The following is a 13,670-nucleotide window of genomic DNA, read 5'->3' as shown; positions in this document are numbered from 1 at the left end:
TTTTTGTCCCGGTGAGCTAGTAGACTGCCCGCATGACCACGTCTACCGGCGCCGTTGCCTTCATCCGGGCGAGCTGGCACAGCTCCATCGTCACCAAGGCACACGAGGGGTTCCTCGCCGAATACACCGGCTTCGGGTTCGATCCCGAGGTCGTGGAGGTATTCGACGTGCCCGGCGCCTTCGAGATCCCGCTGCACGCCCAACGCCTGGCCCGCACCGGCCGCTACGACGCGATCGTGGCCGCGGCGCTGGTGGTCGACGGCGGCATCTACCGGCACGACTTCGTCGCGTCCGCGGTGATCGACGGCCTGATGCGGGTGCAGCTGGACACCGATGTCCCGGTGTTCTCGGTGGTGCTCACCCCGCACCACTTCCACGAGCACAGCGAGCACGTGGACTACTACACCAACCACTTCGTGACAAAGGGAGCCGAGGCTGCCCGCGCGGTGGCGAACACCCTCAGCTCCCTGCGGTCACTGCCTGCTATTTGAACTGATTCAGGCAAGCTTGTTCGTCTTGGAGGACGCCGATACGGAATGCCTCCAGACGCTGATGCCCGCTGGGCACCACCTTGCCGTTGACGTCAGAAGCGGCCAGCCCGTCGATGAGCAGGCCCGAGACCGCCTCGTCGAGGTCACCGGCCGACAGGCGCGGATCACTGTTGGGCTCACTGAGTTTGGTGGTGAGCACCCCGGTCAGGCACGCGGTGCGCAGGCCCGCGGTGTCGGCACCGGTCAGTGACAGCTTGCGATCCTGCTGCACCGCCAGGGCGTAGCGGGACACGAACACCGCCGCGGCGTTGTAGTCGCCGGTGACCACCGCCGACAGCGGCTCCTGCTTGGTGCTGGCACCCGCACCCGCGCGCTTGGCCATCGCGGGAATGTCGGTGCCGATCGTGTTCGAGGCCGGGCAGTAGGACGCGGGCTCGGTGGTGGTGGTCGACGCGCAGTTGCGGGTCACGCCCGTGTAGTCGAACTTCGGTGCGTTCTTCACCGGCATCGACTTGCCCAGCTGGGCGGCCAGGGTGGTCAGGGTTTCCTTGTCGACCGGCAGCTGCTCGTCGCGCTCGCCCTCTTCGAAGGTGACCGGCAGTCCCTCGCGGCGCTTCTCGATCTCCGCCTTGTCGATGCCCTTGCAGGTCTTGGCACCCTCGGTGTACCCCATCTGCACCGCCGAGACGCGTTCGAACGCCGAACCGTGGATCGCGTTGGGGTCGTTGGGGTCACGGTCACGCACGGCGACCGACGCCGCGAGCACACCGTTGAGTCCGTCGGTGGTGTTGAGGGTGAAGTGCTTCGAATTGCCTTCTGCCACATGGCGAAGGAACACCCCGGCCAGGCAGTCGGCCTGCTGTTCCTTCACCAGGCCGTCCATGGTGAACCCGCGCAGCAGGTCGGCTTGGGCCTGGATGGCGTGCCCGTACTCGTGGGCCAGCACCATCACCACCGACATTTCCTTGTACTTGTCGATCAGCAGCGGCAGCAGCACGCTGCGGTCCCAGCCGATGGTGTGGTTGAGCGGGCAGTACGCGGCGTTGACCAGTTTGTAGGTGCTGCTGAAGCAGAAGCTGGCCGCCTCGGCTTCGGGCGCCTTCGCCGACCACGAGATGTACTTCGACGCGGGCTTGAAGTCGCCGCGGAAAGTCTTGGGGTACTCGGTCTTCCAATACTCTTCGATATCGGCGACCGCGTTCATCGCCAGGGTGTCGACCGCACCGTTGTCGGTGTTGTCGGCTTTCTTGTCGGTGGCGGGCACACCGGGGCGTTGGCCGCTGGGACCGGTGGCGGTCGTGGCGCCTGCCACCTCCCACGGGTTGTCCTGTGTGGCAACGGCTTTGTCGCTGGCCGCGTTGGTCGACGAACAGCCGGCGACCAGCACACCGACACTGATCAGTGCCGCGGCCACGGCGAACCGATGTCTTCTCATACGTTTGTCCTCCCCGGGGAATGACGCGGACACCTGATGGTCCGCGGCGATCACATGGTAATCCACTGTGTCAACGGTTCATTCGGATCGTGGCCAGCACCGCGCGATGATCGGAGCCGGGGACGGTGAGCGTGCGGATCTGTTCGGCCACGCCGCCGGCGACGAGGATGTGGTCGATGCCGATCACAGGGCCCCAGCGGCGATCCGCGGGGAAGGTGAGCAGGACACCGTCACCGGTTTGGTCGGCGGCGGAAGCGAACGCGCCGTCGAGCAGGGCTCGGTATTCCGAATGGTCGTGGGTGGCGTTGAAATCCGCGCCGACGATCGCGGGTGCGTTTGTCGCGGCGAGGATTTCGTCGATGTGGCGCATCTCGGCCGACCAAGCGGCGAAGTCGAGGTTGGGCGGGATCGGATGGAAGGCGAACACCGACATCGGGCCGCGCTGGGGATGTTCCATCGTCGCGGAGATATTGCTCATGATGAAGCCGTCGTATTTCTTGGTGTCGCGCAACGGGTATCGGCTGTAGATGCCGGTACCGCCACCGCCCGACTGAGTGGGCTCCACGTAGAAGTAGGGCAGCTGCTCTTCCAGACCGGCTTTACGCAGGCCCGCGATCGAGTCGATGGTCAGTTCTTCGACGGTGAGCACGTCGACGTTGTTGTCGCGCACGGTGGCGGTCAGGAAGGCCGGATCGGCCAGTCCGAACAGGATGTTGGACTGCAGCACCACCAGTTCCGGACCGTCGGCAGCTCCGGCTTCCGGAATATAGGACGGCACCACCAACCACGCCGCCCCCGCCAACACCAACGCCGCCGCCCCCGAACTACGCCACCCGCGCGCGACCAGCATCAACACCAACCCGACAACACCCGCCAACATCAACCACATCGCCCCCGAAGCCAGCAACACCATCCACTTCTGCTGCCAGTCCACAACATGCAACACGATCCCGACCACCGCCGCGACCACCGCGCCCCACCCCAGCACGAGCAACGCCCGCTCCACCCATTTACGCATCATGTGAGCGAGCCTAAGCGCGCCCACTTTCGACTCCCTTGTGACTGCCTTGAGGGTTTACTGAGGCCTACACTGGCCGCCGAGAAGGAGGTGACCGTGTACATCGAAGAATTCACCGCCGCGGGCCCACTCACCGAGCAGGCCGTCGACGAGCTGATGACCGTCGCGACCAGATACACCTCGGCGATCACCCTGACCGTCGGCGAGCGCACCGTGCAACTGCCGGTTCTCCCGGTCTGCTGGGACGAACTGCCGGTGCGCGCGGGCACCTCCATCACCGTCGAAGCCGACCGCGGCTACCGGCCGGTCGACGTCGAGGACCGCACCGCGCTGGCCGACTTCGTACGAACCTTCCAGCGCGCAACCGGCAAGGCTTAGAGGGGCAGACCGGCTTCGATCCAGTTGTACGCCTGGATCTTTCGGGAGGCGGGGTCGTTGACGACCTGGTTGATGAGGTCGTTGATCTGGTCGGTGGACAGGGGGTAGCCGTAGTGTTCTGCGGCGCCTGCGGAGGCCCACAGGGACGCGAACAGGCCGGGGCCGCCCAGGAGGTGGGATAGGGCGGTGGCTACTTCGTCGACTGTTTCCAGGACGCCGTGGACCAGGGCGATGGCGATGTCTTCGTCGCCGGGGGTGGCGCCGGGGGCAAGGGCGCCGGATTCGACGGCGCGTTGGGCCAGCCAGGTGTGCGGGATCAGGGGGACGGGGCCGATGGCGTCGCCGAGGTAGTAGCGCCACTCGCCGGGGTTGCCCTGGTCGAAGGCGTGGATGTAGAAGGTGCGGGTCAGCGCCCACAGGGCGATGTAGCGCAGAGCCAGGTGTTCGGGGCCCAGGTGGGATTCGGGGCCGTCGGCGCGGTCGTGTTCGAGCAGGTTCCACGCGAAGCGGAACCACACCTGTTCGGAGTTGCCGACCCAGGTGGCGGGCAGGCGGTCGGCCAGCGCGGCCACGTCGGCGGCGGGGCCCTCGACGCCGGTGTCGCCGGAGGCTTCCACGCGCAGGTTGTCGACGTAGCCGCGCAGGGCGTCCACGGAGGTGAACACCGCGTAGCCCAGTTGGGCGAAACGGGTCAGGTCGGCATTGGCGGGTTCGAGCACCAGCACCACCGGCATGCCGACGCCGGGCTGCAGGCCGTCGGGCCAAAAAGCTTCCGCGACAGCGAGTTCGCGGCCGGTGATCGGATCGGACACCTCGCTGTCCAGCAGCGGGAAACCGAAGCCGTCGGCGACCAAGTCCTCGACCAGTGCGTTGATCTGGTCCACTGCCGGATCGCCGATGGTCACCCCGGCCACCCCCACGGTCAGCAGGGTCGGGCGGTGCAGTTTGCCCGTGCGCAGTTTCTCGAGGAAGGCATCCGCCGACGCGGACAGCAGTTTGCGGCGCGCGCGCAAGAACTCGCGGTAGTTCTCCACCCGCCACAGCGCCGGATCGGTCGGAATCCACTGGGAGGCAAGCACTCCCGGATTCCGACTCTCCACCTCGGCGAAGTAGTCGGCGGGTTCGCGCTCACCGATCGCGGTCTCGGAACCGGAACTGAGGAAGCAGAAGTTGGCGATCGCGTTGATCTCGTTTCGTTCGTAACCGGCATCGCGCAGCACGGTTTTCGGGAACAGGTAGTGCACCTGCACCGGCGTTCGCTCACCGAACTGCTCGATCCCCAACTCCGAACCGGTGCCCAGATCGCGCGAACCGTCCACGCGGGTCAGCAGATACAGCAGCGGGTAGAACCGCGAGCCACGGGTGGCGCCGGCGAAATCGTCGGCGCACAGGTCCAGTGAACCGCCGCGCAACCGTTCCAGCGAACCGATCAGCGCGTTGATGCCGCCGCGTTCGAGGGTGTCGTAGTCCTGCTGCAAAAAGGTTTCGGTGGAACCGCTGAACCGGCCCCACAGCGCCGAATGCACGTACCAGTACAGGACACGGTCGCGGTGCAGGTCGTCATCGAAACGGCCGCCGTTGAGGAACAGCAGCCGGGTGATCACCGGAATCGCGTAGCGGCCCATCAGAACTCGGTCGTGATCCAGACCCAGTCGACCCGCGACGGTGTCGAGGAAGGTGTCGACCTGCTTCGCGGTGGCCAGCAGCGCCTGTTCGAATTCGGCCGGTTCGAGATCGCCCAGCGCGTCGAAATGCGCGCGCCCGTTGCCGACGGCGATGACGTTGCGCAGCAACCAATCCAGGGTGAAGGTGTAGCCGTCCTTGTCCCAGCGGATCAGGTGATCGCGCAGGTTGCCGCGCGCCTGCGGCCACTGCGCGCACAGCGTGGCCAGCGCCAGATCACCCTTGGACAGTTTGGTACCACCGGAGTTCACCCGGTTGAAGATGTCGACCACCTCGTCGACCGTGCGGTCCGAACCGGTGATGGTCTCGACATTGAACTCGCGGTTGACCACCTCGCGCACCTTGTTCAACCGATTCAGGTACACCGCAAGGGTTTCCGGCGCTTCATCGGGGAACCGGGCCAGGTAGTGCATGGGCCCACGGGCGAACAGTTCGGTGATGTCGATCCACGTCGGCGCGGTGTCGCGGCCTGGCACCTGGAACTCGAAGACCTCGCGGTCGACATCGAAATGCAGGCCGGTGAACGCGATCTCGTCACCTTCGAAGAACGACGGCGCCGACCCGCGCACGATCCCGTAGAGCGTGGTGATCCGCTGCTGACCGTCCAGCAGCAACTGCCGCAGCCCCGACCCGTTCGTCGCCCCGCGCACCGCGATCTCCTCGGACCCGGTCTCCCACACCAACAACCCGCCGACCGGGTAACCCAGGTACAGCGAGCGCATGAGGCCGCGCACCTGGTCGCGGTTCCACACATACCCACGCTGGAATTCGGGCAGCAGCACAGCACCGGAGTCGATCTGGTCGAGCAGGGTGGACAGACGTGTCACGGCAGCCTTTCGATCGAGATCCGGTGGCGGACAAGCGCCCCATCGTTGCACGGATCGTACCGACACACTCCGACATGCCAGCGGCCGAACGGAACTGGCGCTACCGACCCGCGTCGGCGACCGCCGCACGGAAGGCATCGGAGGCATAGAACGGTGCCAACCTGCGGCGCAGCATCGAGTCGAGATAGCCACGCTCGTCCAGTGTTTCCAGCGCGGGCGGACCGAACCGCAGCGCCTCCTCGATCATCTCCGCACGCCCCACACCCAGTTCGCCGAGCAGTTCGGCAAGGGGGGTGTCGCCGTACTTGTCGAACACGCCGTCGATGCCCTCGTCCAGCAGCGCCCGGAAGTACTCGGTGTCGCGGAAGGTGCGCCAGAACTCGAACACCAGCACCACGATGTCCTCGACGTCGTCGGCCGAGACCACCTCGCGGAACGAGCCGACCGCGTCGCCGGTGTGCTTGCGCCAGGTTTCGCGGGCGCTGTCGATGAGCACCTCGTCGGCGTCACCGCTGTTGCCGCGCAACACGAATCGCGCGCCGGTGCGGGTGATCATGCCCACCCCGTTCTCGATCGCGGGCATCGCCGGTTCGGCCAGCCGCGACAGCGCGCCACGCAGCGATCGGGTCAGGCTGCTGCCTTCGGCGTGCTTGCCGTCGTCGACCGCGGTGACCACCGCGCGCTGCACCGCCTCCACGCACGCGTCGACGGTGACGGGACTGTTGAGGATCAACCGCACCAGCCGGTGGGTGACGTCCAGGTCGGCCACGGCGTCGATCAGCTCGTCGAACCGGCGCGGGTCGACCAGCTCGCCGACCTCGATCTCGTCGTTGGCGCGATGGTTGTACAACCGGGTCACGATCTCACCGACGAGTTCGGGAATCGCACCCTCCACCGGAACCTGCACGGCGAACTTGTGCGCGACCGCCTTGATCTGCTCGCGGGTCACCGCCTGCGCCAGCGTGAGCACCGCGGCCTCGTCGAGCATCCCGTCGATCTCCTCGGTGACGAACTCGAGGAACCCGGCGGGGTCGCGCAACTGCTGTTTGGTGAACGCCACATGCGCGTCGAGCACTCGCATCGCCAGGTCGACGTGACCACCGTTCGTTTCACCCATAATGCCCAGATTGGCACAGTCGGTGATGGGATGCGAAAGGGGCGCACACATTGGTTGCCTGCCGCCGCGACACGCCGGTCCACCACGCCAAACTCCGCCCAGATCGCGGTGCGAAAATCTCCTAGCGCGGTTTGCTGGCGAGTATGGCATACTGGGTTGCTGAGACTGGGCTGATCGCAAGTGATCGCCATGGCTCACCTACGGAAAAGACTTTTAAAACATGACTCAAGGCACCGTCAAGTGGTTCAACGGCGAAAAGGGCTTCGGCTTCATCGCCCAAGACGGAGGCGGCCCCGACGTCTTCGTTCACTACTCGGCTATCGGCGGCTCGGGCTTCAAGTCCCTCGAAGAGGGACAGCGGGTGGAGTTCGAGGTCGGCCAGGGCCAGAAGGGCCCCCAGGCTCAGGACGTCCGCGCCATCTGATTTCGGCGTGAACTTGGAAAAGCCCCGCACCTCTGGTGCGGGGCTTTTTCGTGCCCGAGTTACCCCCCGAACACGCGCTCGACGACCGCTTTCGCGCGACGGGTGATGCGCATGTAGGTGTCGAGGAATTCGCTGCCGTCGTCGGTGGGCCAGCCCGCCACGCGCGCGACCGCCGTGAGCAGCTTGCCCGGACCGGGGAGTTGGTCCGACGGTTTGCCCTTGACCAGGACCAGCGCGTTGCGGGCCGCGGTGGCGGTGATCCACGATTCACGTAGCAGCGCAACATCTTCGGAGTCGAGGATGCCCTCTTCTTCGATCACGTCGAGGGATTGCAGGGTCGAGGTGTTGTGCAGGGCGGGTACCTCGTGGGCGTGGCGCAGCTGCAGTAGCTGGACCGTCCACTCGATGTCGGCCAGTCCCCCGCGACCCAGTTTCGTGTGGGTGGACGGGTTGGCGCCGCGTGGGAGGCGTTCGGCGTCCACGCGGGCCTTGATGCGCCGGATCTCGCGCACCGATTCCTCCGACACCCCGCCGGTCGGGTAGCGGATCGGGTCGATCACGTGCAGGAAACGCACGCCCAGGTCCTGATCGCCTGCCACCTGGTGTGCGCGCAGGAGCGCCTGCACTTCCCACGGCTGGGCCCATTGCGTGTAGTAGGCCTGATAGGCCGCCAGCGTGCGCACCAGGGCACCGTTGCGGCCCTCGGGGCGCAGGCCCGCGTCCACCTGCAGCGGCGGGTCGACGCTGGGCGCGCCGAGCAGTCGCTGGACCTGTTCGGCGATGCCGTTGGCCCATTTCACCGCGGCGGCCTCGTCCTCGCCGGGGCGCGGGTCACACACGAACAGCACGTCGGCGTCGGAGCCGTAGCCCAGTTCCATGCCGCCGAGCCTGCCCATGCCGATCACCGCGAAGTCCGCGGGTGCCGGTGCGCCGCGTTCGGCTTCCGACGCGCGGATGACCGCGCTCAGTGCCGCTTCGAGCACCGCGACCCAGACCGAGGACAGTGCCGCGCACACCTGCGGGACGTCCAGCATCCCGAGCACGTCGGCCGAGGCGACGCGGGCCAGTTCGTGGCGGCGCAGCGAACGTGCCGCTGCCACAGCGCGTTTGGGGTCGTCGTAGCGGGCGGCGGCGGTCTGCATACCGCGGGCCACGTCTTCGGGTTTGGTGCTCAGCAGTTGCGGGCCGCCGGGTCCGTCGGCGTACATGCGGATGGTGTCGGGAGCGTTGATCAGCAGGTCGGGCAGGTATTCCGAGGAGCCGAGCACGATCATCAGCCGTTGTGCGACCGCGCCCTCGTCGCGCAGTTCGCGCAGGAACCAGATCTGGTCGTCCAGACCCTCCGACACCCGGCGGTACGCGAGCAGGCCCGCGTCGGGATTCGGTGTGTCACCGAGCCATTCGAGCAGGGTCGGCAGCAGCAGGGCCTGGATGCGGCCCTTGCGGGACACGCCGCCGGTGAGGGCTTTGAGGTGGGCCAGCGCGTTGGCGGGGGCGGCGTAACCCAGCGCGGCGAGCTGGCGGACCGCGGCGTCAGGGCTGAGGCGCAGGGCGTCGGAGTCCATCCGGGCGACCGCGTCCAGCAGCGGGCGGTAGAACAGTTTCGCGTGCAGGCGACGCACCCGCACGGCATTGCGGCGGATGTCGGTGTCGAGCACGCCGACCGCGTCCTGGCGGCCGTCGGGGCGGATGTGGGCGGCGCGCGCGAGCCAGCGCATGCCGTCGGCGTCGTCGGCGGCGGGCAGGGTGTGGGTGCGCTTGAGGCGCTGCAGTTGCAGGCGATGTTCGAGCAGGCGCAGGAATTCGTAGGAGGCGGTGAGGTTGGCGGCGTCGTCGCGGCCGACGTAGCCGCCCGTAGCCAGTGCGGTCAGTGCCTCGACAGTGTTGGTCACGTGCAGGGACTCGTCGACCCGGCCGTGCACCAATTGCAGGAGCTGGACCGCGAATTCGACATCGCGCAGGCTGCCCGCGCCGAGTTTGAGTTCGCGCTCGCGCATGTCGGCGGGGACCAGGTCCTCGACTCGGCGGCGCATGGCTTGCACGTCGGCGACGAAGTCGGGGCGTTCGGACGCGGTCCACACCATCGGCATCAGCGCGTCGCGGTATTGCTGGCCCAGTTCCAGATCGCCGGTCATCGGCCGGTTCTTCAACAGCGCCTGGAACTCCCACGTGCGCGCCCATCGCTTGTAGTAGGCGAGGTGGGAGTCCAGGGTGCGCACCAGGGCACCGGCTTTGCCCTCGGGGCGCAGGGCCGCGTCGACCTCGAAGAAGGCGGAGCTGGCCACGCTCATCATCTCCGCGGCCAGGCGGGTGGCGGTGGCGTCGGCCGGTTCGGCGACGAACACCACGTCGACATCGCTGACGTAATTCAGTTCTCGCGCACCGCATTTGCCCATCGCGATCACTGCCAGGCGCACCGGCAGTTCACCGTTCTTGCACACCCGTGCGATCGCGACGGACAGGGCGGCGGTGAGTGCGGCGTCGGCCAGATCCGACAGGTGTTTACCCACCAGCAGGTAGGGCGGGACCGGCTCGTTCTCGACCGTGGAGGCGAGGTCGACCGCGGCCAGCAGCATCAGCTGATCGCGATACCTGCTGCGCAACAACGCCACTGCCTCGGGGCCTGCGATTCCCGCACGGAACAGCATCGGACCCGCATTGGGCCCGGTTTCCGGGGTGGCGTCGACAGCGTCGAGCAGGTCGGCGATCAGTGCCGCGCGGGTCGGAAGTTGTTCCGTGCGTAGGATTTTCCACGCGGCGGGGGCGGCGACCAGGTGATCACCGAAGGCGGTCGACGACCCGACCAGACCGAACAGCCTGCCGCGCAACGTCGTATCCGAACGGATCGCCGAATCCAGTTCGGGCCATTGGTTTTCCAGCGATTCGCGCAACCGCACCAGCGTGGACAGCGCGAGATCGGCATCGGGCGAACGCGACAGTGCCCAGAGCACAGGCACGCTGTCGACGTTGTCCCAGCCGAGCTGGTTCAGTGAAGCTGCCGCTGTCGGTTCGAGTAACCCGAGCCGGCCGACGCCGGGAACAGCGGAGCGGGCAGTCGGTGGCCGGACCATGAGGTTAAAACTACTACGCCACCGACTGCATCACCTCACAAGCTCAGGTACTCCTTGAGCTCCCACGGGGTGACCTGCGAGCGGTAGTCGGCCCATTCGCGACGCTTGTTGCGCAGGAAGAAGTCGAACACGTGCTCGCCGAGGGTTTCCGCGACCAGCTCCGAACGCTCCATGGCCTGCAGGGCCTCGTCGAGGGTGCCGGGCAGGGTGCGGAAGCCCATGGCGCGACGTTCCGCGTCGGTCAGCGACCACACGTCGTCTTCGGCCTCGGGGGGCAGGGTGTAGCCCTTTTCGATGCCGCGCAGACCGGCGGCCAACAGCACCGCGAAGGTCAGGTACGGGTTGCAGGCCGAGTCTGGACTGCGGATCTCGACGCGGCGCGAGGACGACTTGTTCGGCGTGTACATCGGCACGCGGACCAGCGCGGACCGGTTGGACCGACCCCACGACGCCGCGGTCGGGGCTTCGCCGCCGTGGATCAGGCGCTTGTAGGAGTTGACCCACTGGTTGGTGATCGCGCTGATCTCGGGGGCGTGCTCGAGGATGCCCGCGATGAACGAGCGCGCGGTATCGGACAGGTTGTTCGGGTCGTCCGGGTCGGCGAACGCGTTGTTCTCGCCTTCGAACAGGCTCATGTGGGTGTGCATGGCCGAGCCGGGGTACTGCGAGAACGGCTTGGGCATGAACGTGGCGCGCACGCCCTCGTCGATCGCGACCTCTTTGATCAGGTAGCGGAAGGTCATCACGTTGTCGGCCATCGACAGCGCGTCGGCGTAGCGCAGGTCGATCTCCTGCTGGCCGGGGGCACCTTCGTGGTGGCTGAACTCCACCGAGATGCCCATCGACTCGAGCGAGTCGATGGCGTGGCGGCGGAAGTTCGGCGCGGCATCGTGCACGGCCTGGTCGAAGAAGCCGCCGTTGTCGGCCGGGGTGGGCTCGTAGCCGTCCTTGAGCTCGTTCTTCAGCAGGAAGAACTCGATCTCGGGGTGCACGTAGCAGCTGAAGCCCGCGTCGGCGGCCTTGTTCAGCTGACGGCGCAGCACGTGGCGCGGGTCGGCCCACGACGGCGAACCGTCGGGCATGGTGATGTCGCAGAACATCCGCGCCGAATGCTGGTGACCCTTGGAACTGGCCCACGGCAGCACCTGGAAGGTCGACGGATCGGGCCGCGCGACCATGTCGGCCTCGGACACGCGGGCGAAGCCTTCGATCGCGGAGCCATCGAAACCGATGCCCTCCTCGAAGGCGCCTTCGAGCTCGGCGGGGGCGATGGCGACGGACTTGAGGTAGCCCAGCACATCGGTGAACCAGAGACGGACGAAGCGGATATCCCGCTCTTCGAGCGTCCGCAGCACGAATTCCTTCTGGCGATCCATATCGGCGAGCGTAAGCACCCCGTGTTAAATCTGTATTACGTACACGGATGGGTTTTCGATCTCGTCACATCATTCGCACATCTCACCGGGCATGACAGGGCGTGGTGAGCACCATCGACTCTCAGCATGTGAGACCGGCAGCGGGCGTGGCGAGATCGACGAGGTAATTGATCACGGCCTTGTCCAGGCATTGATCGCCTGCCACCAGCGCCGCGGTGTGCCGGTTTCCGCGGAAAGTGATCAGGTCGGCACCCAGCTGGGCGGCCAGGTCGACACCGGCCTGATAGGGCGTGGCCGGGTCCTCGGTGGTGGAAACCACCACGATCAGGGGCAGGCCGGGCGCGGAGATGCGGTGCGGTTCGCTGGTGTTGGGCACCGGCCAGGCCGCGCACAGTTCCAGCGGCGCGGCGCCGGTGCCCCCGCCGTCGTCGAGGAACGGGGCGGCCTTGCGGTATTCGGTGTCCTGACGGCCGGTCACCGCGGGATCGGTGATGCGCGGGTCGTCGATGCAGCGGATGGCGTTGAAGGCGTCCTGGGTGTTGGAGTAGGTGCCGTCGGCGCGGCGGCCGTCGTACATGTCGGCCAGTTGCAGCAGGGTGTCGCCGTTGCCCGCGCGCAGTTCGGACAGGCCCTGGGTGAGGATCTGCCACATGTCGTCGCTGTAGAGGGCCTGTTGGACGCCGGTGATCGCGTCGTTGTAGCTGAGGCCGCGCGGGTCGGCGGTGCGGGCCGGGGTCTTTTCGAGGGGGGCGACCAGCTCGCGGAAACGGGCGACGGATTGGGCGGGGTCGGTGCCGAGCGGGCAGTCGGATTTGGTCGCGCAGTCGGTGGCGTACGCGGTGAACACGCCCTGGAAGCCCGCCGCTTGGCGCAGCGATTCCTGGACCGGATCCTGCGAGGAGTCCACGGCACCGTCGAGCACCATCGCGCGCACGTTCTGCGGGAATTTCTCGGCGTAGGCGGAGCCCAAGCGGGTGCCGTAGGAATAACCCAGGTAGCTCAGTTTCGCGTCACCGAGCACCGCCCGCATGACGTCCATGTCCTGGACGACCTCGCGGGTGCCGACGTGCTCGAGCAGGTCCACGCCCGTGCGCTGGGCGCAACGGTCGGCGTATTCGCGGTTGTCGGCCTCGGCCGCGGCGATGCCGGCGGGGGTGTTGTCGACGGGCACCTCGGCGCGTTCGGCGTCGGCCTGCTGCGGGGTCAGGCACACGATCGCGGGCAGCGACGAGCCGACACCGCGCGGATCGAACCCCACCCGGTCGAACCTCTCGGCCAACTCGGTGCGGTTGCCCACGCCCACCATCGACAGACCGGAAACGCCGGGACCGCCCGGATTCATCAGCAGCGAGCCGACCTTCTTGCCGGTGGCCGGGATCCGCGACAGCGCGATCTGGGCGGTCGGGCCGTCCGGCTGCGCGTAATCGATCGGGACGGTGATGCGCGCGCACTCGGTTTTGGGCGGCAGCCGGTCCTCGGGGCTGCCGAAGTCGGTGCAGGAGCCCCAATCGATGCGCTGCTCGTAGAAGCTGTTCAAGCCTGCGGGAGAGGGGGGCAGGGGCGTGTTCGGCGCGGTGTCCTCGCCCGTACTGCAACCGGTGGCGATCAACGCGCAGGTCGCGCCGAGAAGGACGAACAGCCGGCCTCGCTGCACAGTGGGCCCACCTTTCCGCGCCCTGCGGCGCCGCACAAAACGCGCCCGGACGGGCTCGCGATCACGGTAGCCGAATCGTGGATGTGACCGATCACACCGGCTCCCGCACTTAAAACGGTCGCGCGCTGGTGCCACACTGGACAGGTCAGAAATGCCCGGGGACCCGGTATGGGCCTCGAGGAACCAGACGAAAGGG

10 protein-coding genes are annotated in these 13,670 nt (G+C 67.2%); 3 read left to right on the top strand and 7 right to left on the bottom strand.

Features of this window, described 5'->3' with window-relative positions:
• The first annotated feature begins 32 nt into the window (after positions 1-32).
• The gene (locus tag ACFWVD_RS25415; protein WP_379246869.1) at positions 33-491 is read left to right on the top strand and encodes a 6,7-dimethyl-8-ribityllumazine synthase; all 459 of its coding nucleotides are present in this window, start codon (positions 33-35) and stop codon (positions 489-491) included.
• Here the strand turns inward: ACFWVD_RS25415 and ACFWVD_RS25410 are convergent.
• Positions 484-1,926 (bottom strand): metallopeptidase, encoded by a 1,443-nt coding sequence (locus ACFWVD_RS25410; protein ID WP_379246867.1) that lies wholly within the window; start codon positions 1,924-1,926, stop codon positions 484-486. The two genes, ACFWVD_RS25415 and ACFWVD_RS25410, sit on opposite strands and share 8 nt — an antisense overlap.
• Before the next feature lie 70 nt (positions 1,927-1,996).
• Positions 1,997-2,947, bottom strand: coding sequence for an endonuclease/exonuclease/phosphatase family protein (locus ACFWVD_RS25405; RefSeq protein ID WP_379246865.1), 951 nt, complete (start codon positions 2,945-2,947; stop codon positions 1,997-1,999).
• Positions 2,948-3,040: 93 nt separating this feature from the next.
• On the opposite strand from ACFWVD_RS25405, the gene ACFWVD_RS25400 reads away from it, so the two are divergent.
• Positions 3,041-3,322 (top strand): hypothetical protein, encoded by a 282-nt coding sequence (locus tag ACFWVD_RS25400; RefSeq protein ID WP_379246863.1) that lies wholly within the window; start codon positions 3,041-3,043, stop codon positions 3,320-3,322.
• Here the strand turns inward: ACFWVD_RS25400 and ACFWVD_RS25395 are convergent.
• On the bottom strand, positions 3,319-5,832 hold the full coding sequence (locus tag ACFWVD_RS25395; protein WP_379246861.1) for a DUF262 domain-containing protein: 2,514 nt from the start codon (positions 5,830-5,832) through the stop codon (positions 3,319-3,321). The two genes, ACFWVD_RS25400 and ACFWVD_RS25395, sit on opposite strands and share 4 nt — an antisense overlap.
• A 100-nt stretch (positions 5,833-5,932) precedes the next feature.
• A complete protein-coding gene (locus ACFWVD_RS25390) occupies positions 5,933-6,949 on the bottom strand; it encodes a hypothetical protein (protein WP_379246860.1) in 1,017 nt (338 codons plus the stop codon).
• 220 nt (positions 6,950-7,169) lie between these two features.
• Between ACFWVD_RS25390 and ACFWVD_RS25385 the strand changes: the two genes are divergently transcribed.
• Positions 7,170-7,373, top strand: coding sequence for a cold-shock protein (locus tag ACFWVD_RS25385; RefSeq protein ID WP_056821080.1), 204 nt, complete (start codon positions 7,170-7,172; stop codon positions 7,371-7,373).
• Between the two features lie 59 nt (positions 7,374-7,432).
• Here the strand turns inward: ACFWVD_RS25385 and ACFWVD_RS25380 are convergent, their stop codons facing one another.
• The 3 genes from ACFWVD_RS25380 to ACFWVD_RS25370 form a co-directional block, all read right to left on the bottom strand.
• Positions 7,433-10,444 carry a bifunctional [glutamine synthetase] adenylyltransferase/[glutamine synthetase]-adenylyl-L-tyrosine phosphorylase gene (locus ACFWVD_RS25380; RefSeq protein ID WP_379246858.1) on the bottom strand — a complete coding sequence of 1,004 codons (3,012 nt, stop codon included), beginning with the start codon at positions 10,442-10,444 and terminating at the stop codon, positions 7,433-7,435.
• 35 nt (positions 10,445-10,479) lie between these two features.
• Positions 10,480-11,820 (bottom strand): type I glutamate--ammonia ligase, encoded by a 1,341-nt coding sequence (gene glnA, locus ACFWVD_RS25375; protein WP_379246856.1) that lies wholly within the window; start codon positions 11,818-11,820, stop codon positions 10,480-10,482.
• A 121-nt stretch (positions 11,821-11,941) separates the two neighbouring features.
• A complete protein-coding gene (locus ACFWVD_RS25370; protein ID WP_379246854.1) occupies positions 11,942-13,474 on the bottom strand; it encodes an alpha/beta hydrolase in 1,533 nt (510 codons plus the stop codon).
• Positions 13,475-13,670 lie beyond the last annotated feature (196 nt).

It is taken from the genome of Nocardia sp. NPDC058666 (assembly GCF_042714895.1).
Taxonomy (GTDB): Bacteria; Actinomycetota; Actinomycetes; order Mycobacteriales; family Mycobacteriaceae; genus Nocardia.
Note: the sequence above shows the minus strand (reverse complement) of the source record. Positions and strands in the feature narration are given on the sequence as shown.

Bases quoted from the DNA above. Each gene is read 5' to 3' on its own strand.
- ACFWVD_RS25380 (WP_379246858.1), bottom strand. From the start codon at position 10,444: ATGGTCCGGCCACCGACTGCCCGCTCCGCTGTTCCCGGCGTCGGCCGG.
- ACFWVD_RS25415 (WP_379246869.1), top strand. From the start codon at position 33: ATGACCACGTCTACCGGCGCCGTTGCCTTCATCCGGGCGAGCTGGCAC.
- ACFWVD_RS25385 (WP_056821080.1), top strand. From the start codon at position 7,170: ATGACTCAAGGCACCGTCAAGTGGTTCAACGGCGAAAAGGGCTTCGGC.
- ACFWVD_RS25390 (WP_379246860.1), bottom strand. From the start codon at position 6,949: ATGGGTGAAACGAACGGTGGTCACGTCGACCTGGCGATGCGAGTGCTC.
- ACFWVD_RS25410 (WP_379246867.1), bottom strand. From the start codon at position 1,926: ATGAGAAGACATCGGTTCGCCGTGGCCGCGGCACTGATCAGTGTCGGT.
- ACFWVD_RS25405 (WP_379246865.1), bottom strand. From the start codon at position 2,947: ATGATGCGTAAATGGGTGGAGCGGGCGTTGCTCGTGCTGGGGTGGGGC.
- glnA (WP_379246856.1), bottom strand. From the start codon at position 11,820: ATGGATCGCCAGAAGGAATTCGTGCTGCGGACGCTCGAAGAGCGGGAT.